20 protein-coding genes are annotated in these 22,514 nt (G+C 67.5%); 9 read left to right on the forward strand and 11 right to left on the reverse strand.

The annotated features are described in order from the left end of the window. Positions 1-2: 2 nt before the first annotated feature. The 5 genes from ArtHe_RS01320 to ArtHe_RS01340 all read right to left on the reverse strand — a co-directional run bounded on the left by ArtHe_RS01320 (position 3) and on the right by ArtHe_RS01340 (position 6,525). Positions 3-1,784, reverse strand: a complete 1,782-nt coding sequence (locus ArtHe_RS01320; RefSeq protein WP_248318405.1) for an amidase — start codon at positions 1,782-1,784, stop codon at positions 3-5. Then, positions 1,784-2,860, reverse strand: a complete 1,077-nt coding sequence (locus tag ArtHe_RS01325) for an agmatine deiminase family protein (RefSeq protein WP_248318406.1) — start codon at positions 2,858-2,860, stop codon at positions 1,784-1,786. The genes ArtHe_RS01320 and ArtHe_RS01325 overlap by 1 nt, the downstream gene beginning before the upstream one ends. 23 nt (positions 2,861-2,883) lie before the next feature. Beyond that, a complete protein-coding gene (locus ArtHe_RS01330) occupies positions 2,884-4,551 on the reverse strand; it encodes an amidohydrolase (RefSeq protein WP_248318407.1) in 1,668 nt (555 codons plus the stop codon). Next, complete coding sequence (locus ArtHe_RS01335; protein WP_248318408.1) at positions 4,551-5,810, reverse strand: MFS transporter; 1,260 nt, start codon at positions 5,808-5,810, stop codon at positions 4,551-4,553. Before ArtHe_RS01335 ends, ArtHe_RS01330 begins: the two co-directional genes overlap by 1 nt. A gap of 100 nt (positions 5,811-5,910) precedes the next feature. After that, positions 5,911-6,525, reverse strand: a complete 615-nt coding sequence (locus ArtHe_RS01340; RefSeq protein WP_248318409.1) for a TetR/AcrR family transcriptional regulator C-terminal domain-containing protein — start codon at positions 6,523-6,525, stop codon at positions 5,911-5,913. A 229-nt stretch (positions 6,526-6,754) separates the two neighbouring features. Here ArtHe_RS01340 and ArtHe_RS01345 point away from each other — a divergent pair, with 229 nt between their 5' ends. From ArtHe_RS01345 to ArtHe_RS01365, 5 genes are all read left to right on the forward strand, one after another. Further along, a complete protein-coding gene (locus tag ArtHe_RS01345; protein ID WP_248318410.1) occupies positions 6,755-7,387 on the forward strand; it encodes a hypothetical protein in 633 nt (210 codons plus the stop codon). 375 nt (positions 7,388-7,762) lie between these two features. Further along, on the forward strand, positions 7,763-8,605 hold the full coding sequence (locus tag ArtHe_RS01350) for a DUF4190 domain-containing protein (RefSeq protein WP_248318411.1): 843 nt from the start codon (positions 7,763-7,765) through the stop codon (positions 8,603-8,605). Between the two features lie 298 nt (positions 8,606-8,903). Then, the gene (locus ArtHe_RS01355) at positions 8,904-9,632 is read left to right on the forward strand and encodes an NAD(P)-binding domain-containing protein (protein ID WP_248318412.1); all 729 of its coding nucleotides are present in this window, start codon (positions 8,904-8,906) and stop codon (positions 9,630-9,632) included. A 69-nt stretch (positions 9,633-9,701) separates the two neighbouring features. Next, entirely contained in the window at positions 9,702-10,748 is a 1,047-nt protein-coding gene (locus ArtHe_RS01360; protein ID WP_248318413.1) for an LLM class flavin-dependent oxidoreductase, read from the forward strand. A gap of 205 nt (positions 10,749-10,953) precedes the next feature. Further along, positions 10,954-12,291, forward strand: a complete 1,338-nt coding sequence (locus ArtHe_RS01365; RefSeq protein ID WP_248318414.1) for an ion channel protein — start codon at positions 10,954-10,956, stop codon at positions 12,289-12,291. A 29-nt stretch (positions 12,292-12,320) separates the two neighbouring features. Here the strand turns inward: ArtHe_RS01365 and ArtHe_RS01370 are convergent, their stop codons facing one another. Next, complete coding sequence (locus tag ArtHe_RS01370; protein ID WP_248318415.1) at positions 12,321-13,508, reverse strand: ROK family transcriptional regulator; 1,188 nt, start codon at positions 13,506-13,508, stop codon at positions 12,321-12,323. Positions 13,509-13,706: 198 nt separating this feature from the next. On the opposite strand from ArtHe_RS01370, the gene xylA reads away from it, so the two are divergent. Beyond that, the gene (gene xylA, locus ArtHe_RS01375; RefSeq protein ID WP_248318416.1) at positions 13,707-14,894 is read left to right on the forward strand and encodes a xylose isomerase; all 1,188 of its coding nucleotides are present in this window, start codon (positions 13,707-13,709) and stop codon (positions 14,892-14,894) included. A 118-nt stretch (positions 14,895-15,012) separates the two neighbouring features. Beyond that, positions 15,013-15,354, forward strand: coding sequence for a cytoplasmic protein (locus tag ArtHe_RS01380; protein WP_248318417.1), 342 nt, complete (start codon positions 15,013-15,015; stop codon positions 15,352-15,354). A gap of 14 nt (positions 15,355-15,368) precedes the next feature. Here ArtHe_RS01380 and ArtHe_RS01385 read toward each other — a convergent pair whose 3' ends face one another. Further along, complete coding sequence (locus ArtHe_RS01385) at positions 15,369-16,658, reverse strand: multidrug effflux MFS transporter (protein ID WP_248318418.1); 1,290 nt, start codon at positions 16,656-16,658, stop codon at positions 15,369-15,371. 274 nt (positions 16,659-16,932) lie between these two features. Here ArtHe_RS01385 and ArtHe_RS01390 point away from each other — a divergent pair, with 274 nt between their 5' ends. After that, positions 16,933-17,856: a DUF5996 family protein gene (locus tag ArtHe_RS01390; RefSeq protein ID WP_248318419.1), complete on the forward strand. Its 924-nt coding sequence runs from the start codon at positions 16,933-16,935 to the stop codon at positions 17,854-17,856. On the opposite strand, the gene ArtHe_RS01395 is transcribed toward ArtHe_RS01390, so the two are convergent. Genes ArtHe_RS01395 through ArtHe_RS01410 form a run of 4 tightly spaced genes read right to left on the reverse strand, consistent with a single transcriptional unit; the run spans position 17,853 to position 21,286 of the window. Further along, complete coding sequence (locus ArtHe_RS01395) at positions 17,853-18,494, reverse strand: TetR/AcrR family transcriptional regulator (RefSeq protein WP_248318420.1); 642 nt, start codon at positions 18,492-18,494, stop codon at positions 17,853-17,855. The genes ArtHe_RS01390 and ArtHe_RS01395 overlap by 4 nt on opposite strands. A 25-nt stretch (positions 18,495-18,519) precedes the next feature. Beyond that, complete coding sequence (locus ArtHe_RS01400; protein ID WP_248318421.1) at positions 18,520-19,629, reverse strand: Zn-dependent alcohol dehydrogenase; 1,110 nt, start codon at positions 19,627-19,629, stop codon at positions 18,520-18,522. Then, a complete protein-coding gene (locus ArtHe_RS01405) occupies positions 19,626-21,119 on the reverse strand; it encodes a cytosine permease (RefSeq protein WP_248318422.1) in 1,494 nt (497 codons plus the stop codon). Before ArtHe_RS01405 ends, ArtHe_RS01400 begins: the two co-directional genes overlap by 4 nt. Beyond that, positions 21,116-21,286 carry a hypothetical protein gene (locus ArtHe_RS01410; protein ID WP_157075244.1) on the reverse strand — a complete coding sequence of 57 codons (171 nt, stop codon included), beginning with the start codon at positions 21,284-21,286 and terminating at the stop codon, positions 21,116-21,118. Before ArtHe_RS01410 ends, ArtHe_RS01405 begins: the two co-directional genes overlap by 4 nt. 144 nt (positions 21,287-21,430) lie before the next feature. Between ArtHe_RS01410 and ArtHe_RS01415 the strand changes: the two genes are divergently transcribed. Next, on the forward strand, positions 21,431-22,228 hold the full coding sequence (locus tag ArtHe_RS01415; protein ID WP_248318423.1) for a nitrilase-related carbon-nitrogen hydrolase: 798 nt from the start codon (positions 21,431-21,433) through the stop codon (positions 22,226-22,228). Positions 22,229-22,514: the final 286 nt, after the last annotated feature.

Here is a 22,514-nt window from a genome sequence, read left to right on the forward strand (position 1 = left end):
GCCTAATACGCCAGCCGCGGCGTCCGGGGCGGTTCGGTGCGGCGGCTGTGGGCCCCGCTGGTCCCGAGCCCTCCAGCCCCGAGCCCGGTGCCTTCGAAGCCGGTCGCTTCGAAAGCCGCAGCCAGCCGGAGCAGCGCCGTATCGTCCCAGCCCCGCCCGGCGAAGGTGAGCCCTGCCGGCATCCCGGTGTCCGCCATTGTTCCCATCGGCACGGTGACGGTGGGGATGCCCAGATGCCGGGGCACCAGGTTGCCGTTGGCGACCCAGACGCCGTTGCGCCAGGCCAGATCCGCTGAGCCGGGATTAACGTCAGCATCGGCCGGTCCTACATCGGCCATTGCCGGGAACACCACCGCGTCCAGGCCCAGGCCGTCCATCCACTCCTCGAGATCGATCCGGCGTGTCTCTTCCAACCCGCGCACCCCGTCAGCGAGGTGCGGAATCTCGGTAAAGGTGTTCACCGGGTGACTCCGCACCTGCTCCGGATATTCGGCGATGTCATCGTCGAACCCGGTGTACCGGTCCGGCAACGCGCCCTCCGGATGCGGGAAAATCCTGGTGCCGTCGACGTCGGCCAGCCGGTTCAGCGCCGGGTCACCGTTGGCGGCCAGGAAGTCGTCCCAGGCCCAGGCCGAGAGGTCCACGATCTCGCTGCGCAGGAACTCCGGGCTCACCAGGCCGCGCGTGGCGAGGACCGGTGCACCGGGGCGGTCGCCCTCGTAGTTGGTCACCACCGGAAAATCCACCTCTATGACTTCGGCGCCCGCGGCCTCCAGATCCCGCCGGGCGGCGTTCCACAGCTCCAGGACCGAATCCCGGGTCTGGATGCGCTGCCCCGTGGGCCCGCCGATGCCGGCTGCCCTGCCTCCGGCGGCTGCGGTGCCTGCGTCCGGATCGGCATTGATGTACATTTTCGGCACCCCGAACCGCCGGCCCGCCAGGACGCCGCGCGCGGCGCTGGGTCCGGGCTCGGCCAGGTCGAGGTACGACGCCGGCCGCACCTCGGAGGCTGCCGGCACCTTCACCCACGGCTGGGCCCGCCAGAAATCGCCGCGCGTCTCGGCGTCGTCCGCGACGATCACGTCGAGGACCTCCAGCAGGTCCGCCATGGTGCGGGTATGCGGAACCACAACGTCCATGGTTGGCACCAGCGGCCAGTTTCCGCGCACCGAGATCACACCGCGGGACGGGGTGTAGGCGCACAGCGCGTTGCAGGACGCCGGTGCCCGGCCCGAGGACCAGGTCTCTTCACCGAGGCCGAACGCCGCGAAGCTGGCCGCCGTCGCCGTCCCGGACCCGTTGGAGGAGCCGGATGCGAACGCGGAGGTGAGGAAGTCGGCGCTGTACGGGCTTTCCGCCCGGCCATAGACTCCGCGCTGCATCCCGCCGTTGGCCATCGGCGGCATGTTGGTCAGCCCGATCAGCACCGCCCCGGCGTCGCGCAGCCGTTCGATGGTGAAGGCGTCCTGCCCGGCCACCAGGTCGGCGAACGCCGGGGAACCGGCGGCCACGGTGAGCCCGCGCACCTTGAAGCTGTTCTTGGCGGTGTACGGGATGCCGTCCAGCGGCCCGAGCACGGCACCGCGGGCACGGCGCTCGTCCGCGGCCCGGGCTTCGGCCAGCGCGTCCGGGTTGGACACAACGACGGAGTTCAGCCGCGGTCCCTGCCGGTCGTAGGCCTCGATCCGGGCCAGGTACGCCTGGAGAAGTTCCTCGCTGGTCGCCTTGCCTGACTCCAGCGCCTCCCGGAGATCGGCGACGCCCGCTTCAACGACGTCGAACATTATGCTCCCGCCGCGGATTCTTTTATGGCTTCAGCATCGGTTTCGCGGGGCGCCGGCTGCTGCTGGGTGATGCAGTGGATGCCGCCGCCGAAGGCAAAGATGTCCCGTGCATCCACCAGTTCGATGACGCGGCCGGGGTAGGCGCGGCCCAGGATGTCAGCTGCTGCGGCATCGTTCGCGTCGCCGAAGGCACAGAGCACCACCACGCCGTTGCCAACATAGTGGTTGATGTAGGACCAGTCCACGAAGCCGTCCCCGGCGTCGAGCACGGTGGGCGCCGGGACGTCGATGATCTGCAGTTTCCGGCCGCGGGCGTCCACGGCGTCTTCCAGGACGGCGCGGAGCTGCTGCATCACCTCACGGTCGGGATGCCGGGCGTCGTCCTGCCGGTGCAGCAGCACCGTGCCGGGGCCGGCGAAGGACGCCACGATGTCCACGTGCCCGCGGGTGCCAAACTCGTCGTAGTCCCGGGTGAGTCCGCGCGGCAGCCAGATCGCTTTGGAGGTGCCCAGCCGGGCATGGATCTCCGCTTCCACCTCGTCCCGGCTTCTGCCGGGGTTGCGTCCCGGATCGAGCTGGACTGTCTCGGTGAGCAGGACGGTGCCTTCGCCGTCGACGTGGAACCCGCCGCCTTCATTAACCAGCGTGCTGGAGGCTGCCGGAACGCCGGCTTCCGCTGCCACGAAGCTGCCCAGGTGCTGGTCCTTGTCCCAGGCGGCCCACTCCTGCGCTCCCCACCCGTTGAACACCCAGTTCACGGCGGCAACGCTGCCGTCTGCGGCATGTGTGAAGGTGGGGCCGGAATCCCGCAGCCAGGCGTCGTCCAGCTCAACGGACACCAGATTGATCCCGTCGCCGAGGAAGTCCTTGGCCGCGCTCAGATCCCCGGGATTCACCAGCATGGTGACCGGCTCGTAGCGGGCAATGGTGCGGGCGACGGCGGACCAGGCAGTGCGGGCACGGTCCAGGGTGCTGCTGCCGGCCTCACCGAACGTGTCATTGGGCGTGGGGAAGGCCATCCAGGTTTTGCTGTGGGGAGCCCATTCTGCGGGCATGGCCGGGGGTGTGAATGACATGGTGCGGGGGTTCCTTCGGTTGGTTAGCTCAGGGTAGCGGCAGCGTTGTCGAAGACCGTTTCGCCTCCGGTAACGGTCAGTAATACGGTGTTGGCCAGCAGGCTCTCTGGCTCGGCAGTGAGCGGGTCGGTGGCCAGGACGGTGAAATCAGCCAGCTGTCCGGGGATGATCCGGCCCAGGCTGTCCTCGGCGCGGCAGGAGTAAGCGGCGTCGCGGGTGGCATGGCAGATGGCGTCGGCCAGCTCCAGCGCGTACTGCGGCAGGTTGGCCGGCAGCCCGGGATCCAGTGCCGACTTCCGGGTCGCCGCCACATACAGGTTGGGCAGCGCCTGGTACGGGGCCGTGGGCGCGTCCGTGCTGATCGCCAGCCTGGCACCCGCGCCGGTGAATTCGGTCCAGGGATAAGCCCGCCCCACCCGCTGGTCGCCGACCACCGCCTGCCAGTTCTCCTGGATCGCCGGGTCCGCATGGACCGGCTGGACGGAAGCGACGACGCCGAGGTCCGCCAGCCGCTGCACATTGGCTTCAGTGACGGTTTCCAGGTGCTCGATCCGGTGCCGGCGCGCACTGTGGCCGGGCTGCGCGGGCCCGTTCACCCGCACGGCCTCTTCCAGGGCATCCAGGGCGATGTCGGAGGCTTCGTCGCCGATGGCGTGCAGGGCAACCTGCAGACCGGCGGCGTCGGCGGCAACCACCACGGGGTAGAGCGAATCCCGGTCCCAGATCGGTTCGGCGCTGCTTCCGTCGGCGTAGGGCTCTTTCATTGACGCGGTGCAGCTGTCGATCACACCGTCGATGATGATCTTGATCCCGCACAGCTGCAGCCACTGACCCGTTCCGGCTTCGGCGAGTTCGGCGGCCAGCTCGGCCACCTGGGCCACCTGCGCCAGGTTCGCTTCGGTGTTCTCCCTGCGGTGGATCAGCCAGTGGCACTTGACCCGCAGCGGGAGTGTTCCGCCATGGCGGGCAAGCGCGCGCCGGAAGGCGGCAACGTCGTCGTCCTGCACTGCCATGTCCACCGCTCCGGTGACGCCGGCGGCAGCGTAATGCCGGAAGACCGATTCGAGCCAGGCATCACGGTCTTCATCGCGGGCAGCGTTCGCCAGCGCCGGCCAGACGATCTGCACCGCCGCCGTCTCATACAGCAGGCCGTCTGCGGCCCCGGATGCGTCCCGGCCGATCCGCCCGCCGAGGGGATCCGGGGTGCTGTCCCCGATGCCGAGCTCGGCCAGTGCCGCACTGTTGACCCAGACCGAGTGCAGGTCATTGGCGCCAAGATAGACCGGCCGGTCCGGGACGGCAGCATCGAGCAGCTGGCGGGTGGGTTCGGCGCCGTCCAGGGCGCTGTACAGCCAGCCGCTGCCGAGCACGCGCGGCGCATCCGGAGTGTCGCGGACCGCCTGGCGCAGGCGTTCCTGCAGGTCGGCAAGGCTCACGGCGTCGCGCAGCTGCACTTTGCCCAGTGCCTGGCCGGTCATCAGCAGGTGGGTGTGTGCGTCGATGACCCCCGGCAGCACGAAGGCTCCGCCGAGGTCCACCGTGGCCGCGCCGGCACCGGCCGCAGCCGCCGCGGAGGCGGCGTCTCCGACATAGCTGAACCGGCCGCCGTCGACCACAAAGGCCTCGGCGCGGGAGGGATCCGCGGGCGCGGCGGCGGTGAAGACGCTGCAGTTGGTGTAGAGCATGCGCATCAGGACACCGCCGCTGCGGGCTGAGCCGGAACCGTTGCCGCGGCCTTTTCGGCCCGCACCGAGAAGCGCGAAATCAGCAGGAAAGGAATCAGCAGGAGGAGGGTCATCACGGCCAGGACCACACCGAGGACCTGGTAGCCGGCGGATGTGGCGATCACGGTGCCGAGGAACGGTGCGAACGAGGAGCCGATCAGGTAGACACCAAGAGCCGGAGCGGACCACTTGCCGGTGGCGTCCAGGGCCGCTGCGATCGCGATGATGTAGACGAAGGCGATCAGGTACAGGGTGTTCCACGCAATGATGACGGCCATGTAAAGGCCGGAATCCTCCACCATGCCGGAGACGAACTTCATGCCGGCCCCGGCGATGAGGACAACGGCCAGCGGAATGGTGCGGCCGAGCCGGCGTCCGGCCAGTCCCACCAGCGCGGAGCCGAGCAGGCCGCCCAGGGTGGAGAGGCTGAGTACCAGGCCCATTCCGGTTTCGTCGAGTCCGGCCTGGTCAGCGCCCATGGTGGCGGCAACCGCCCAGAGCGAATCCTCGCTGAGTGCCCAGAGCGCGAAGCAGGCGAGCAGGCCGAAGCCGGCGATCGTGGCCGTGCGCGAGGATGTGCCCGGGGCCGCATTGGAGGTGGTGACCGGGGTGGCGGCTGCAGCCTCCAGGGCTCCGGCGGCGGCGGTGGGCTCCGCCGTCGGGCGGTCAGGAAGCCAGCCCGTGACCAGCAGGGCCGCCAGGGCGAGCCCGGCAAGCAGCCCGAACGCACTGCCCATGCCGGCGCCCAGAACGGGAATCACAAAAAGCACCACGGAAACGATGGCACGGTTGGCGAAGCCGGAGATGCCCGACGCGCGGTCCGGGTTGCGCAGCGCGCCCAGGGCGGCACCGCCGGAGGACACCGCCCCGCCGGCGCCCAGGCCGCCGAGGATAATGCCGGCAATCACTGCCGGCTCGGACGGGATGAACGCGGCCGCGCCAAACCCCGCCGCGGTCAGGGCCAGCCCGGTGCGGGCAATGAGGTAGCGGCCGGAGGCAGCGGCCCAGCGGGAGGTCAGCAGGCAGGAGAGCGCACAGGCGAGCAGCGACGCGGTCATCAGCGTTCCGGCCGCCGTGGCGGTTAAGCCCAGATCCCCGGTGAGGGCGACGACCATGATCGGCACCAGGTTGGCGGTCATAAAGCCGACGACGCTGATGCCGAACACTGAAACAGCGCGTTTAGCCGTGAGCGGTACTCGTCCCTCAGCGGTAATGGGCGGGGCCATGGGGTCTCCCTCAGTGAGTGCGGTGAACAGTAAGTGAATGGGTTTCATTTACTCTCCGGCACCCGGCCCGTCTGCGCAATAGAAAACGAAAGGCTTTCAGTTAAGTTTGTGTAAACTCCTGTGCCCGGAGGCCGTCGATGAGGACCTCCAGTCCCAGTTCGAATGCCGCTTCGGCCCGGCCCTCAACCGTGTGCGGTGCCTCCAGTGCCCGCTCCAGTGCGGGAAAGGCGCCGGCGGGAGGGGCCCAGACGACGGCGGGGGCGGTGAGCTCCAGCGCCGATCCGAGCACCAGGTTATCGATCAGGAACAGTGCGGAAACGATGCGCTGCGGCGGCAGCCCGGCCTGTTCCAGGGCAAGCGCCATGGATTCGTACGCGCCCAGCGCGCCGGTGTCCTGGACCGTCTGGGCCAGGATCAGCGGAACCAGCCGCGGATGAGCGGCGATGCAGGCCCGGTAGGCACGCACCACCGTGCGCAGCGCCTCATCCCACGGCAGGTCAGTGACCGGATTGCTCAACCGTCCGGCGAACACCTGGGCGCGGATCAGCTCGATGATGTGTTCGCGGTTCTGGATGTGGTTGTAGAGCGAAGACTGGCTGACCTCCAGCCGACGCGCGATCCGGGGAAAACTGAAGTTCCCGGTTTCGTCGATCATGTCCAATGCTGCGGTGACGATGGCCTCGGCCGACAGCAGCGGCGAGCGGGGGCGGGGCATGCAGGACACTCCTTGATTGGTGGTGTTCAACAATCTACCTACTGCCCGGGCAATAGAGGGGACCGGGCTATCGGCGGGCGGGGGCCTGGGGGTGGGGCCGGCGGGGCCGGGCTGGACCGGGGAGCGGCAGAGTTGGCCGGCAACCGGCCACCCTGGGTTTTGCGGCTGGTGTTCCGCGGAAACGGCCAGGCTATCCCGTTGCTTTGTGGACTACGGCTAGGCTCCGGGCATGGACTGGGGAGATTTCTGGGATCAAGCGGCGGTGTGGGCCATCACCTGGATACCGGTGCTCGGTCCGCTGGGCATCCTGACGACGGCGGTGGTCGCCTACATTGCTTATCGGCAGAAGCTCGAAGCGGACCGCCGGGCGCAGTGGTGGGTCCGGACCCAGTGGGCACTGGAGGCATCACTCAGCGCCAACCCGCGGCGCTCGCTTGCCGGACTCGCTGTGCTGAATGACCTGAAAACCAGTTCCCTGGCCACCCGCGAGGATCGGGCTCTGTTTCGGCTGATTGCGCTGACGGTGCAGGACGAGATGCTGGGGGAGGAAGCAGTCCGGGGGCTCCTCCCGGTGCCGGACACCGGTGCAGAGACGGAGCCGAGCGCTGAATCGGGCGCTGGGCCGGGCACTGAGCCGAGTGCTGGGGCGGGCACTGAGCCGGGCATTGGCCGGGGCGTTGAATCGGATTCTGGCCAAGACGCTGAGAAAGGTGCTCCGGCGGGGCGGGGGATGGTGTGGGGTGCCGGTGCGCCGGAGACATCTGGTGAGCCGGCAAGCGTTTCCCGGCCGCTGAAGATGCGGATTCTTGAACAGGTCCGCGAACTGATGGCGCCGGACCCCCGCGACCTGATCGGGCGGTGAAGTCAGGCACTTCTGCGCAAAGATCTTTTCGTAGAAGGAGCTGGCCAACGGCAGAGGGTGATTCGAAGGAGTAAGCCGTTGGCGTGGGCGCTGGGAATACCTGGACGGGCCATCCGCTCTCCGCCGAGAGGTGCTGGGCGTCCCTGGTGCGCAGCACTGGCGGCCTGATTCCGCTCCTGCCCGCCTTATCTGCGCACCGGAGTTCCCTTCTGCCTCACCTCCACCAGTTCACCGCCATGCCAGTCTCCGGAACTCCTTGCCGCGCCCCTCGGGCGCTCCTACCGTTGAAGGACCCTGAAAAATCGACCCCGCCGCTGGGACGGGCCAGAATCCGGGACCTGACACCCTGCGGCGCCCGGACCCTGCGAGGCGATCATGGGAACTCAGCCAAACGACCCGATGTACAACTATGGCCAGGCGTACCCGCCGCAGGGGCCTCCCTCCAACCAGGGCCGCGGCATGGCGCTCGCCGGGCTGATTTTGGGAATCGTGGGGCTGGTCCTGTGTTGGGTGCCGTTCCTCAACGTGATGGCCCTGATCATCGCGCTGGTGGGGCTGGGACTCTCGATCGCAGCACTGGTCATCGCCACGCGGCGGCGGACGTCCGCGAAGGGCCTGTCCATCGCCGGAACCGTCGTCTCCGGGCTGGCGGTGATTGCGTCCATCGTTGCTATTGCCCTGCTGTCAGCGTTCTTCACGGCATTCAATAACTCGATGGACAACGTTGTCCCCTACGGCGGCGGCCAGACAACCAGCTCTGCATCGGCTGGCTCGGGGTCGGCCACAGCCGTGCCGGAAGCCAGTCTCCTGCCCATTGGAACCGCGGCAGAGATCGGGGACTATTCCGTGACGGTCTCCAGCGTCCAGCTTGATGCCACTGACGAGGTCCTGAGCTTCAATCCGGTCAATCAGGCGCCGTCCGGACAATATGTCCTGATCACATTGAATGTGGTTTACAACGGTGCCGCAGAAGGAGACCCCTGGCTGGAATTGAGCACCAACTTTGTCGGATCGGACAACCGTCAGTACGACGAGTCCTCCTGCGCCGCGCTCCTGGAGCAGGGTGGAGCATCCGTGCCGACGCTGGAAAACGGCGGGCAGGCCGACTATCAGGTGTGCATGGATGTGCCGGCAGCAGCTGTTCCCGGCGAACGCGTGCTGGTTGAAGAGACCCTGGCCTTCGACGGGCCAAGCGAGGCCAGCTGGAAGACCCAGTAGCCGGCAGCGGGCACCTTTCTGGGGTGGCCCTCCGTGCGCTGGTGAAGTGAACCAGTGAAGTGAACCAGTGAAGTGAACCAGCGAAAAAGTAGATGCATTTGCATAAAGTTTGGCTTCTCCCTAAGCTTTGATAAGGCAGGAACCGGCCCTTGCCCATCACGCAGATGGCCGGCAGCTAAGCGGGAGGAGCAGGATGAGCCACGTCCGGAACAACCAGGCCCAGCCTCATCAGACAGAGCCTGATCAGACAGAACCTGAGCAGGCACAGCCAGCCCAGGCACACTCAAACTTGGCAGAAATGAGCCAGGCACCGGCAGGCCAGCCGCAGACCATCGGTGTCCTTGGCGCCGGCCGGGTGGGAACCGCCGTCGCGCGCCAGGCACTCAAAGCGGGCTACGAGGTGAAGATCGCCACTTCCAAGCCCGCCACGGAAAATGCCCTGCTGGTGGAAATCATCACCCCGGGTGCTGCCGCCGTGGATGTGGCTGAAGCTGTACAGGCAGACCTTGTGGTGGTTGCCGTTCCGCTGCACCGCTACCGCACGCTGTCGCCGGAGGCCCTGGCCGGGAAAACCGTGATCGACGCGATGAACTACTGGGCTCCGATCGATGGCACGATCACCGATTTCGAGGACGGCGTGCGCGGCAGCAGCGAAGTCGTCCAGGAATTCCTCGCCGATTCCAATGTGGTCAAGACCCTCAACCACATTGGCTATCACGACCTGGAGGCCGACGGCGCCGAGTCAGGTACGCCGGGCCGGCGCGCGCTGGCGGTGGCCGGGGACGATCCGGAAGCGCGGACACGCGTGGCGGAGTTCCTGGACAGGCTTGGGTACGACGCCGTCGATGCCGGTCCGCTGGCGGCCGGCCGTATGTTCCAGCCCGGCACCGCGGTTTTCAACGGTCCGCACACTGCGGCCGCGGTCCGGGGCTTGCTGAACGAGTTCCATAGCAACGCGCCAGGCAACGCACTGGACAACGCGCCAGGCAACACACTGGACAACGCACCGGCCGCCGCGGCGGCCTAACCCTCCCCCGCAGCCGCCTCAACCCCGCAGCCGCCTCACCCCCCTCACGCAGGCATTACAGGAGACACCATGGAAATCGGCGCCTACAGCTTCGGCGACACCCAACTGAACCCGGATGGGACGCCACGGCCTACGGGCGAAGCGATCCGCAACCTCTTCGACGCCATCGTCCTCGCTGACCAGGCCGGCTTGGACTACTTCGGCATCGGCGAACACCACACCGTGAGCATGCCCGCCTCCTCACCCGGGGCACTGATCGCCGCCGCTGCGGCCGCCACCCGCCGGATCAAGCTCGGCAGTGCCGCCAGCATTATCGGCACGGACGATCCGGTACGGGTTTTCCAGCAGTTCACGACGGCGGACGCGGTCTCCGGCGGCGGCCGGATCGAAATCACGGCAGGCCGGGGATCCTCGGTGGAGACTTTCCCGCTGTTCGGCTTCGAGCTGAACGACTACGACGAACTGTTCTCGCAGAAACTGGACCTGCTGCTGACGCTCAACAACAGCAAGACCGAGAACATCACCTGGAGCGGGACCGTCCGGCCCGCCCTGTCCGACTTCGCCGTCGTACCCCGTCCTGTCCTTGGCCGGCTGCCCATCTGGCTAGCCACCGGCGGCAGCGCGCCGTCGTCGGCCCGCGCCGGAAGGATGGGGCTGCCCGTCTCCTACGGCATCATCGGCGGCGCACCGCACCGGTTCGCTCCGCTGGCCCAGCTGTACCGCCAGTCCGCGGCCCAGGCAGGCCATACCGGCGAGAACATCAAGGTTTCCGTTGCCGCCATGGGACTGATCGCACCGACCAAGAAGGAAGCCCTGGAGCGGTTCTACCCGGGCTGGTACAACCTCAACGTCGAAATGGGCCGTCTGCGCGGTTGGCCGGCACCGGAAAAGCGGGACTACCTGGCCCAGGCTGAAGCCCCAGGCGCCTACTACATCGGCGATCCGGACGAGGTCGCCGAACGCATCGTCCACCTCCACGGCTACATGAGCCATATGCGCCACTTCCTGCAGATGGACCTCGGCGGTACCCCGCACGAGCACTTCCTCGAATCGGTCAACCTGCTGGCCACCGAGGTGAAGCCCCGCGTCGAGCGGCTGCTGGCCAAGGAGCGTTAGGGCGGAACCGGTAGGGCCCGGCAGAACCGGCAGGGCCGCAGCGGCAGGCCGCAGCCTGCAGCTGCGGGGAGGAAACACGGGACGGCCGATCGGGCGTCGGAAGGGCCCTCACCGGGCGCGGTCCTGTCCGTTTGCCGGGACGACCGCGTAACCTGAGCAAACCCGCGGAGACAGCCCTCCGCTCCGGCCGGCCAGGGATGGCACCATGTCTGATACCGCAAATGACGGCGTCCTTGCGCAGAACCGTGTCCGGACCCTGGCGGCCCTCACCCTGCCGGCCATCCTGATCGGTGTGGTTTCTGCACTGATCCTCTTTGGGCTGGACGAAGCGGCCGCCCTGCTGCAGCACCTGCTCTGGGACGACCTCCCCGGAGCCGTCGGTGTGAATCCAGACAGCGGCTGGTGGATCTTCGGCATTCTGACGCTCACGGGGGCCGCCGTCGGGCTGATCACCCGGTTTGTGCCCGGCCATGGCGGACCGGACTCCGCGGAATCCGAGCTGGCGGAATCTGCGCTGCCCATCGGTGTTATTCCCAGCCTGGCCGCGGCGGCGGTCCTCGGGCTGGCCGGCGGGGTCAGCCTCGGTCCGGAGAATCCGATCATCGCCATCAATGCCGCCGTGCTCACCGTCCTGGTCGGCCGCTTTTTTCCGCGGGTGCCGGGCAAGCTGATCGTGGGTATGACGATTGCCGGCACGGTGGGCGCCCTCTTTGGCACGCCCGTGGCCGCAGCGCTGCTGTTCACCGGCATTGTTGGATCAACGGCCGGGGCCGGCGCGCTTTTCGACAAGCTCTTCCTTCCCCTGGTGGCTGCCGGTGCAGGCGCAGTAGTCATGAACCTCCTCGGGGGCACGCTCCTGGACATCAGTGTTCCGGCCGCAGACAGCGTCAACGGGTGGGACATCCTCGCGGCCATGATCATTGCGCCGCTGGCCGCGGGCTTCGGACTGCTGGGGGTCTTCGCCTTCCGCTGGGCGCACCGGGTGTTCCACCGGCTTTCGAATCCGGTCCTTTTCACTACTCTCGGCGGTGCGCTGCTGGGCCTGCTCGGTGTGATCGGCGGACCCATCACGCTGTTCAAGGGCGCTGAGGAATCCGGCGAACTTCTCGCCACCCCGGGGCAGCCCTTCGGGACGCTCCTGCTGCTGGCGGTCATTAAGCTGTGTGCGCTGGTGATTGCCGCGGCAGCAGGGTTCCGCGGCGGCCGGATCTTTCCCTCAGTCTTTATCGGCGTCGCCTTCGGGCTGGCCGCCGGGGCCCTGGTTCCCGACGTCCCGGTCAGTGTTGTGGTTTCAGCCGCAGTGCTGGGACTGGTGCTCGCCGTCGCCCGTGACGGCTGGATGGCCCTGTTTATCGCCGTCGTGATCACCGGTGATGTGGCGGTCACCGCACTGCTGTGCCTGGCCGTCCTGCCGGCCTGGCTGGTGGTGACGAACGCTCCGCACATGCTGGCGGCCGACGACGGCGGCGGCCACGGCCACGGCCACGGCGGCGGGTCCGGCAGCCCGGCCGGCGGCCCGGAGCCGCGGCCCGGCACGGGTTGACGCGGTGTTCGGAATCCCCGGCGGCTAACCTATTGGCCGGGCTCTGCCAGGTTCAGCCGGTACGACGCCGGATCGGCCAGCAGCGGGGCGAAGGCGAGTTCCGCTGCCCCCACCAGCAGCAGGTCAGCTCCCAGGGCAGCCCGGCGGATCTCCACCGTCCGGCCCAGTCCGCCGATGGCACCCTGGGCGACGACGGTCCGCAGCCGCTCCGGATCAAACGTCCACAGCGCGCCCAGGAAACCGCCGAGCAGGATGGTCCGGGGATTAAAGATGTTCACCAGATTCACGACCGCCTCGCCCAGCAGGTCCAGCTGACGGCCGGCAGTTTGCCGGAACCCCGGGGAGTTCTGGGTTCGCATGGCGGCTTCCAGCTCGTCCAGGTCTGCGGACTTCAGGCCGAGCGCCTTGAGCAGGCCTGGAAGGTTGACCTCGGTTTCCAGGCAGCCGCGGCGCCCGCAGTGGCAGGGCAGTCCGTCGGTGCGGACCAGGGTATGGCCGAGTTCCCCGGCATATCCATCCGCCCCGCTCAGCGGAACACCGCCCACCACGGCACCTCCGCCGATGCCGCTGGCGCTTCCGTTCAGGTACACCACGTTCTTCTGCGCTACGCCCGCGCCAAAGGTGCTCTCGGCCAGGGCGCCCAGCGCGGCGTCATTTCCGGCGCGGGCAGGCAGGCCCAGGGCTGTGCCGAGCGCGGCGGCCAGAGGTTCGTTTTCCCAGCCCAGATGCGGGGCGAGACGGACCGACCCGTCGGAGCTGTCCACCAGTCCCGGGACGGCAGCGCCGACACCAATCACCCGGTCCATTGCTGCGAGGGCCGGGGCCATGCCGCCCACGGCTGCCCGCGCAATCTCCACCGTCTCCGGGACACTCGGACAGGCGGCGGTGCAACGAACCTTCCGATGCACCTTGCCGCCCAACCCCACCAGACCGACAGTGACGGCGTCGACGTCGGGGTGGACGGCCAGGACAGCGACGCTCTCGTTGGGATGCACCCGGGGGCTTGGACGTCCGGCCCGGCCGGCAGCGGCCGGTTCGGTTTCGTAGGCCAGTCCGAGCCGCGCCAGCTCGGCGGTGAGGGCGCCGACCGTTGAACGGTTGAAACCGGTGAGCCGGGTGAGGTCGGCGCGGGAAAGCGGTCCGCGGTGATGCAGCAGTGTCAGGACACGGGAGAGGTTCTGCACCCGGATGCCTTCACTGCCCGGCTTGGTCGGCATGCGCTGGATCCTTCGAGCAAGTGGCAGGGATGTTCGATTGTTGCATGGAACAACAATCGAACGGGGTCAGTGAAGCGAATGGCCGGCCGCTCTAGAGGCCGGGCGCGCTAATGGGAGAACCATTGACACCCCGATCGACCGTGGATATGTTGTGTCGCACAACATATCCGTTCAAGGCCCGATCCAGGAGCAGTGCACATGCCAAAGACGCCAACACCTGCCGACCGTTTCACCTTCGGACTCTGGACGGTGGGGTGGACCGGGAACGATCCGTTTGGCACCCCCACAAGGACTGACCTTGATCCGGTCGAGGCGGTGCAGAAGCTCGCCGATCTGGGAGCCTACGGTGTCACCTTCCATGACGACGACCTCATTCCGTTCGGCTCCTCGAACCAGGACCGCGGGCTGATCCTGAAGCGGTTCAACAGCGTGATCCAGGAGACCGGGCTGAAGGTTCCCATGATCACCACGAACCTCTTCAGCCATCCGGTGTTCAAGGACGGCGGTTTCACCTCCAACGACCGTTCCGTGCGCCGCTTCGCGCTGCGCAAGGTGCTGCGCAACCTGGACCTTGCCGCGGAACTGGGGGCCGAAACCTTCGTGATGTGGGGAGGCAGGGAAGGCGCGGAGTACGACGGTTCCAAGGACTTCGCAGCAGCTTTCGACCGGATGAAGGAAGGCGTGGACACTGCCGCCGGCTATATCAAGGACCAGGGCTACAAGCTCCGCATCGCGCTCGAGCCCAAGCCCAATGAACCGCGGGGGGACATCTTCCTGCCCACGGTTGGGCACGCACTGGCCTTCATTGCCGAACTCGAGCACGGGGACATCGTGGGCCTGAACCCGGAGACCGGGCATGAGCAGATGGCCGGGCTGAACTACACCCACGGCCTGGCGCAGGCGCTGTGGGCCGGCAAGCTCTTCCACATCGACCTCAACGGGCAGAAGTCCATCAAGTACGACCAGGACCTGGTTTTCGGCCACGGGGACCTGACCAGCGCCTTCTTCACCGTGGACCTGCTGGAGAATGGCTTCCCGGGCGGCGGGCCGGTTTACGACGGTCCCCGGCACTTTGACTACAAGCCATCCCGCACCGAGGGATACGACGGCGTCTGGGACTCGGCAGCCGCGAACATGTCCATGTATCTTCTGCTCAAGGAACGGGCCCAGGCTTTCCGCGCAGATCCCGAAGTCCGTGCAGCCCTGGAGGCCTCCGGCGTTTATGAGCTGGGCCTGCCCACCCTGGCAGCCGGGGAAACGGCTGCCGCGCTGATCGCGGACCGTGCGTCGTTCGAGGAGTTCGACGCCGATGCCGCGGCCCAGCGCTCCTTCGCCTTTGTCCGGCTGAACCAGCTGGCGCTGGAACATCTGCTCGGCGCCCGCTGAGCTGGGCGCGCAGCTCCGGCGGGGTAATTTCTGGCGAAGCCGCGGTATCTGCGCACCCAGCGCCTGCGGGAGGGCAGGCTATGGCCCCGCGGCCACCAGCGGGCATACTCTTCCAGCTATGACCCAGGATCCCGTTGAGTCCAATCCCCGGAACTACAGTGTGGTCTTCGAAAACAACCGTGTGCGGGTCCTTGAGTACCGGGATGCACCCGGGACGAAAACAACGATCCACCGCCACCCCGACAGCGTGATGATCACCGCCAGCGCCTTTCGCCGCAGACTGACTACCCCGCAGCGCGAAATGGACGTGCAGCTGCCGGCCGGTGCAGCGCAATGGCTGCCGGCGCAGGAACACATCGGGGAGAACACCGGAGACACGGAGACCCACGTGTTCTTCGTTGAGCTCAAGGAACCGCCGCCCTCGGCTGCACCTGGAGCACCGGGCCTAGGACCCAGATAGCCGGAAACCTGGCCCTAGGCCTGCCCGGCTTCGGCGGTGCTGTCCTCCCCGGCGCTCAGGCGCCGGTGGCCGCGCCGGTTGCCGCGGCGGTAGGCCGGCGTCGTCGCAAGGACCAGGACCATGGCCACTGCACAGCCGATGATCACGCCGGCCATGGAGAGGGCGCTGCCGCCGAAGACCCCGACCAGCGGGCTGATCAGCCCGGCCAGGCCAACCTGCAGGCAGCCCAGCAGAGCGGCCGCCGTTCCGGCCATCCGTCCGTAGCCGTCCAGCGCCAGCGAGGTGGCGTTGGCGAAAATGAAACCCTGCATCCCCAGCACCAGCCACAGCCCGGCCACCAGCCCAAACACGCCGCCAACCCCGGTGATGATGATGACCGGCAGTGCCAGCGCTAGGACCAGGAGGATCGGCGCTGCGATCCGCAGGATGCCCGACGACGACGCGCGGCTCAGCAGCGAGGCGTTGATCTGGGAGGAAATCACCATGGCGACGCCGTTGACGGCGAAGATCAGCGCGAACTGGCCGGGGGTGAGGCCGTACTCTTCCTGCATCACGAAGGGGGAACCCACCACGTAGCTCATGATGACGCCCATCGCGAGGCCGGGAATGACCGCATAGGCCAGGAACCGGCGGTCGCGCAGCAGGATCCGGTAGCCGCCGGGCTCGCCGGTTTTCGGGCTGCCCTTCTTGGCGCGGCTGAGGCGGCGTTCCGGCGGCAGGGTTTCCGGCATCCAGCGCCAGACGATGATAACGAGGATGACGCCGATCAGCGCCAGGGCGTAGAACACGGCCCGCCAGGCCCAGATGCCGGCAACCGCCTGGCCGAGGGTGGGCGCCAGCAGGGGAGCCAGCCCGATCATCAGCATCAGCCGGGAGAGGAGCTTGGCTGCGTCCGAACCGGTGAACCGGTCGCGGATGACGGCGATTGCCACCACCGACGCGGCGGCGTTGAAGAAGCCCTGCAGCACCCGCAGGCCGATCAGCAGGCCGATGTTGGGAGCAATTGCGCACAGCAGGGACGTCACAATGTGCATGGAAATGCCGATGAGCAGCGGCAGCCGGCGTCCGAACCGGTCTGACAGCGGACCGATCACCAGCTGTCCAACGGCGGTGCCCAGCAGGGTGCCGGAGAGCGTGAACTGGGCCGCCGTCGTCGTCGTCGCCAGATCAGCGGCGACCTCCGGCAGCGCCGGAAGGTACATGTCCGTGGTGACAGCGGGCAGCGCGGCGAGGGCGCCGAGCATCAGGATGTACTTCAGGCTCCGGGAACGGGAGGTGGCTCGCTTCGGGGAAGAACTGGTCACCGGGGAAGGCTCCTAGAGAGGGGGTTGGGGCACAGGGGCCTCAGCGCTCGAACTGCAGCCTGGGCTCGGGCAGGACTGTCTCGTCTGCCCGGAGGATCAGCTGTAATTATAGGTACCCGGACCGCGGCCTGTCCCAGTGATGTTCCCCACCTGCCTGCCGCCGGGTTGGGGGAGGCTGGCGTTGACCGGTCCAGGCGCCCGACCCACACTTGAGGGATATTCTTTTCCGCCCGTGTACGTTCCCCGCAGCAGCCACAGATCTGAGGCGATACCCATGGAAAAACGGATCCTGGACTACACCGAATGGCAGGACACCGCCGACACCCTGCACCTCTTCCTGCAGATGGCGGGCAAGGTCAAGATCGAGCGCTCCGACAAGCGGCCGGGCTGGGCGCACGTCCGGATGCCGCTGACCATCGATGGGATCGGCACCGGCATCATCCCCGGCGACGCGAGCAGTTTTGAGATCTACTTCAACCTGCGCCAGCACCACGTGGATGTGCAGAACACCAACGGCAGCAAGTCCCGGATTCCCCTGCAGGACGGGCTCAGCGTCGCGGACTTCTACGCCCAGCTGATGGGGGCCCTGGACTACATCGGTGCGCCGACCCGGATCAACACCACACCGCAGGAGTTCCACGACAACACACCGTTTGACCAGGACACCAAACACCATTCGTGGGACCGGCAGGCCGTGGCCCTTTACCTGGACCACCTGCACTTTGCCTACCGCTGCCTCTCCCGCTTCCTCGCTCCGTTCCGCGGCAAGGTCTTCACCCCGCAGTACTGGTTTGGCACCATGGACCTCTCCGGGTCCGTTTTCGCCGGGCAGGCAGCTCCGTACAGCGGCACGGATGTGATCGGAGTGAACTGTTTCGACGAGAAATTCGTGGAGTACGGGTTCTGGCCCGGTGACGTGGCAATGAGCAAACCGGCGTTCTACGGAATGCCGTACCCGTTTATGGCCGGCATCGACAGCTATGCGACCCTGCTGAAACCGGACAAAGCCGTGTTCCAGCCGCAGATGAATGAGTTCATCCTGACCCTGGAGGACGCCTTCGCCGCACCCGATCCGGAGCAGGCCGTCGTCGACATGTGCCGGAGCAGTTTCGAGATCGTCCAGCGGATTGACCGGTGGGACGGCCTCGACTGGATTACCGAGCCGATGACCTACCCCGCGGCGTCATCGCCGGGCTAGCCGGGAGTATTTCCTCCGCCCGGACGCGGCAGCGCAGCCAGGTACGCCAGCGCCGCAGCGAGCCCGGCCTCAAACGCTTCATCCGACCTGCGCTCCAGCGATTCCCCGCAGCCGTCCAGAGCCCGGTGCAGCACCGGCTGTGTCTCCGGTGCGGTCCGCCAGGCGACCGCAGGCCCGGCGGTGTCCACGGAGGAACCAAGGCAGAAAATGTCCAGCACGGAGATGCCGAGAACAACCTGTGCATCGTCGAAACCCGCGCCGGCGAGTACCGAGGCCAGGCGCTCGTAGACCTCCAGCGTCGGGGCATCGGTCACCGCCTCGCCAACCAGCAGCGGCACAGCCTTGGCATGTTCGCTCAGGACCCGGCGGTAATTCCGGGTCCAGGCGGCTGCCTGTTCCTGCCACGTCCCGGGCCCCGGCGGGAAGTCCGCGGAGGCCAGTGCCTGGGCACCGATGATGGAGCGCATGCCGTTGATGATCTGCGGCCGGCCCTGCACATGGTGGTAAAGCGAGGAAGGGCTCACCCCCAGCCGGTGGGCGAGCTGGGGGATCGTAAAATCCCCCAGCTCATCGACCAGTGCCAGGGCACCGCCGTGGATCTTCTCCGAGGAGAGCAGTGGGGTGCGGGGCCTGGCCATGTCTCTCCTCGGATCGGATGGTTATTTAGTCGAACACAATGACGCTGCGGGCACGTTCCCCGCGGCGCATGGCGTCAAACGCCTCGTTGACGTCGTCCAGCTTAATCCTGTCAGAGATCAGCCGGTCGACCGGGAGTTTGCCGGCCAGGTACAGCTCCGCCAGGCGGGGGAAGTCCCGGCCAGGCACAGTGGAGCCGTAGTTCGAGCCGATCAGCGACTTCCCGGTCTCCGCCAGTGCCAGCGCGTCGATCGATACCGGGGCGTCCTGCGGGGGCAGGCCCACCAGGACAGCCTTGCCGCCTGCAGTGATGAGCCCGGGGAGGGATTCGATGGTTTCCACCCGCCCGATCGCCTCGAAAGCGAAGTCCGCGCCGGTGCCGGTGATTTCCTGGACCCGGGCGGCGAGGTCCTCGCCCGGCTGCAGCGTGTGGGTGGCACCGAATTCGCGGGCGGCGGCCAGCTTCTCTTCGCTCAGGTCCACGGCGATGATCGGGTTCGCGCCCACCAGGTTCAGCGCCATGATGATGGACAGGCCCACACCGCCGGTGCCCACGACGACGGCGGACTGCCCCGCCTGGACGCCGGCGTCGTTCACGACCGAGCCATAGCCTGTGGCGATGGAGCAGCCGATCAGGCTGGCGACGTCGAACGGTACCTCGGCGGGGACCTTGATCGCTGCGGATTCGGGCACCACGGTGTATTCGCTCATCGAGCCGACGGAGAGATACGGGAACAGCTGCGCGCCGTCCTCACTCAGTGCGGTGGTGCCGTCCGGCAGCAGGCACTCCTCGGAGCGGCTGCCCGTGCAGACGAAAGAGCGGCCCGAAAGGCACGCGGTGCAGCGCCGGCACGGGTAGAACCAGGACAGGATTACGTGATCGCCCACGGCAACGTCCTCGACACCTTCGCCGATGGCTTCCACGGTGCCCGCACCCTCGTGGCCCATCACGGTGGGGGAGGGCAGCTGCCAATCGCCGTCGAGCACGTGGCGGTCGGAGCCGCAGACACCGGAGGCGCCGAGGCGGACCAGGACCGTTCCCGGACCGGGCGGGGCTACCTCAATGGTGCGGATGTCCAGGCCCGTGGAGGTGCCGTCGTGGATGGCGGCGCGGGCTTTGCGGGGTGCGGGGTTCATGCGGGATCCTTTACTGCGGTTTTTGCTGCGGTGGTGGCTTGGGAAGCAGATGCCTCCGGTACGTCCCGGAAACCGCCCATGTTCCGCCACTTATAGGCCAGCGAAGCGAGCAGGTAGTAGACGGCGCCGGCGAGCAGAGCCGCAGGCAGGGACGCGGTGGTGTAGCTGAAGACCGGAAGGGTCTCCAGCGTGACCGGGTTGTAGATGCTGAGGTAGAACGCGGCACCGGCGGCGACGGCGGCCAGGCCGGCCCAGTTCAGCCCGCCGGAGAAGTGGTAGCGGCTCGCGGCGCCGGGCTTGAAGATGTCCGGCAGGTTGATGTGCTGCCGGCGCAGGATGAAGTAGTCGGCGATGATCGCCCCGCACATGGCGGAGAGGAACGCGCCGCTGATGGTCACGAAGACCATGAACTGGTCGTACATAAAGCCGGGGAAGAAGGCCAGGATCGCCGGAAGGACGAAGAACCCGGCGCAGAGCAGCGGCCACGGAGCTTTGGCCAGCAGGCTGCCGCTGGCCTGGCGGAGCGCCAGCACGGTTGAGTAGACGATTGACGAGGTGCTGGTGATGTTCGCGAAGGCGATGAACAGCAGAATCGCCGCGCCCAGGATCGGCCCGCCGAAGGGCAGCATCCACACCGTCGGATCGGAGTCGCCTAGGGTCAGGGCGGCGCCCATCCCCACGGCCTGGGCAATGATCGTGGCGACGAACAGGCCGCCGAAGGCCGGCCAGAGAGCGGCTTTGGGCGACTTGGTCAGCCGTGCCAGGGAGCCCATGACCGGGTACCAGGAAACCCCCACGCCGGCGTTGAATTCCACGGCCAGCATGAAGTTCAGCCGGTCGTCCTCGAAGGGTGCCAGGGGTGAGGCGGTCAGCAGCGAGTCCCAGGAGGTGTTCAGGATCAGGAAGACCATTAGGCCCGCCGTGATGACCACCAGACCGGGGGCGATGAACTTATTGAACCGGCCGATCATGACCGGACCGCGGGAGAGGATCCACCAGGCGGCGGCGATCGCGAGAAGCGCCACAACCGTGACCATGACCGATTCCGGACCGAAGTCCGTGCCGAACGCTTCGTTGGAGACCTGCGTGACCGCCCGGCCCACCATGATGGAAAGCAGCGAGGACCAGCCCATCTCGGTCACCAGGATGACGGTGAACACCAGGATGCCCACGCCAACCAGCCCGAACACGGGCCGCAGCATGGTGTACTGCTCGCCGCCGTGGCGCTGGCTCGACACGACGGAGGCCAGCACCATAAAGGACAGGCCGATCGCGTTGCCGATGACCATCGCGGCCAGGCCTTGCTGGAAACCGACCAGCAGCGCCGTGGAACCACCGACCAGGAAGGCCCAGGTGGCGATGGCCAGCGAGACGTTCACCCAGGTGAACTCGGCCCCGCTCCAGATGCGTTCGCCCTTGAGGAGGGGGAAAGACCCAAGGGAAGCACTTCGGGATTCAGCGGGCGCAGCCGTGCGCTTGCCGCCGCTCACAGCACCATCACCAGCAGTCCGACGAGGCAGAGCGCGACGGCGGTGCCCACGTAGGCGGCAAGTTCGCGGGTGGTCAGGGCCCGGCGGGACGGGTCCTGATGTTCATCTTCAGCTATTGTGCGCAGGCGGTCGGCCAGCTCGTCACCGCGCGTCGTTCTCGGGTCCACATGTCTCCTCAGTTCTGAAAAACCAATAACCGAATCACATTCGGTTTGGAGATCATGCTTATGCCTATCATGTGAAGAGTCAACGGTTTTTGTGATTGTGACCACCACATGACGTGGCGGCGCATCCGCTGGACAGGAGTGGAAATGGTCCGCATAGCAGTGCTGCAGGCAGGCGCGGAGTTGAATGACCCGGCCGCGAACCTGGCGCTGATCAGGCGCTTTACGAACCAGGCGGCGGAGGCCGGGGCGCACCTGATTCTGACGCCGGAACTCTTTGCCACCGGTTATGCCCCCGCCCGGGCCCGCCAGTCCGACGGAGCCGCGATCCGGACGGAGCTGGCGCGGGTCGCACGCGGGGCGGGCATCGGCGTCGTCGCTTCCACCGTGGAGGACGACGGCGGCACCGGGTACATTTCCGCCTCGCTGTTCGATGGCTCCGGCACGGAACTGCTCCGTTACCGCAAGGCCCACCTGTTCGGGGACGAGGAACGCGGTTCCTTCGCTCCGGGCGATGGCGTGCCGCAGGTGGCGGAGTTCCAGGGCCTGCGGATTGCCCTGGGAATCTGTTACGACATCGAGTTTCCGGAGTATGCCCGCTCCGCTGCCCGGGCGGGTGCTGACCTGCTGTGCATTCCCACCGCCGTGCCGGCCACCGGCGACGTCGGGGGGACGCAGCCGCTGCTCACGTACAACGCGGAACGGATCTCCACACTGCTGGTTCCGGCCCGCGCGCTGGAGAACGGCGTCTACATCGCCTACGCCAACCACACTGCACCGGACTTCACCGGCGCCAGCGTGATCGCCTCGCCGTACGGCACGCTGCTGGCAGCCGCCGGTGCGGAGGAGGACCTTCTGTTCGCCGACATCGAGGCCGGCGAGGTGCAGCGGGCCCGGGAAATCAACACCTACGAACACGATGCCCGGCCGGGGCTCTACCGGTAGAGCTGGTGCCGGGGCCGGGGCTGGCTGGAGCTAGGGCCGGGAGGTGGCTGGGGCTGGGGCCGAGCCTGCGGAAACTGGGCCGGGGGCGGAGCCGGGGCTTGGGAAGCCGGTGCACGGTTGGAGCCCGGGCCACGGTTGGAGCCTGAACTGGAGCCGTGGGCGGAGCCCAGATCGATAGCTGGGCCGGGGTGGAGCTGGAGCCGGGCCCGAAACTGGGCCGGCAGCCGGAGCCGTGGCCGGAGACCAGATCGAAAGCTGGGCCCGATCCGGCCGAAGCCGGTGCCCG

The sequence above is a fragment of the Arthrobacter sp. Helios genome, from assembly GCF_023167125.1.
GTDB lineage: Bacteria > Actinomycetota > Actinomycetes > Actinomycetales > Micrococcaceae > Arthrobacter_B > Arthrobacter_B luteolus.

Excerpts from the sequence above, each read along its gene's own strand:
- ArtHe_RS01320 (WP_248318405.1), bottom strand. The coding sequence starts at position 1,784 with ATGTTCGACGTCGTTGAAGCGGGCGTCGCCGATCTCCGGGAGGCGCTG.
- ArtHe_RS01325 (WP_248318406.1), bottom strand. The coding sequence starts at position 2,860 with ATGTCATTCACACCCCCGGCCATGCCCGCAGAATGGGCTCCCCACAGC.
- ArtHe_RS01330 (WP_248318407.1), bottom strand. The coding sequence starts at position 4,551 with ATGCGCATGCTCTACACCAACTGCAGCGTCTTCACCGCCGCCGCGCCC.
- ArtHe_RS01335 (WP_248318408.1), bottom strand. The coding sequence starts at position 5,810 with ATGGCCCCGCCCATTACCGCTGAGGGACGAGTACCGCTCACGGCTAAA.
- ArtHe_RS01340 (WP_248318409.1), bottom strand. The coding sequence starts at position 6,525 with ATGCCCCGCCCCCGCTCGCCGCTGCTGTCGGCCGAGGCCATCGTCACC.
- ArtHe_RS01345 (WP_248318410.1), top strand. The coding sequence starts at position 6,755 with ATGGACTGGGGAGATTTCTGGGATCAAGCGGCGGTGTGGGCCATCACC.
- ArtHe_RS01350 (WP_248318411.1), top strand. The coding sequence starts at position 7,763 with ATGGGAACTCAGCCAAACGACCCGATGTACAACTATGGCCAGGCGTAC.
- ArtHe_RS01355 (WP_248318412.1), top strand. The coding sequence starts at position 8,904 with ATGAGCCAGGCACCGGCAGGCCAGCCGCAGACCATCGGTGTCCTTGGC.
- ArtHe_RS01360 (WP_248318413.1), top strand. The coding sequence starts at position 9,702 with ATGGAAATCGGCGCCTACAGCTTCGGCGACACCCAACTGAACCCGGAT.
- ArtHe_RS01365 (WP_248318414.1), top strand. The coding sequence starts at position 10,954 with ATGTCTGATACCGCAAATGACGGCGTCCTTGCGCAGAACCGTGTCCGG.
- ArtHe_RS01370 (WP_248318415.1), bottom strand. The coding sequence starts at position 13,508 with ATGCCGACCAAGCCGGGCAGTGAAGGCATCCGGGTGCAGAACCTCTCC.
- xylA (WP_248318416.1), top strand. The coding sequence starts at position 13,707 with ATGCCAAAGACGCCAACACCTGCCGACCGTTTCACCTTCGGACTCTGG.
- ArtHe_RS01380 (WP_248318417.1), top strand. The coding sequence starts at position 15,013 with ATGACCCAGGATCCCGTTGAGTCCAATCCCCGGAACTACAGTGTGGTC.
- ArtHe_RS01390 (WP_248318419.1), top strand. The coding sequence starts at position 16,933 with ATGGAAAAACGGATCCTGGACTACACCGAATGGCAGGACACCGCCGAC.
- ArtHe_RS01395 (WP_248318420.1), bottom strand. The coding sequence starts at position 18,494 with ATGGCCAGGCCCCGCACCCCACTGCTCTCCTCGGAGAAGATCCACGGC.
- ArtHe_RS01400 (WP_248318421.1), bottom strand. The coding sequence starts at position 19,629 with ATGAACCCCGCACCCCGCAAAGCCCGCGCCGCCATCCACGACGGCACC.
- ArtHe_RS01415 (WP_248318423.1), top strand. The coding sequence starts at position 21,431 with ATGGTCCGCATAGCAGTGCTGCAGGCAGGCGCGGAGTTGAATGACCCG.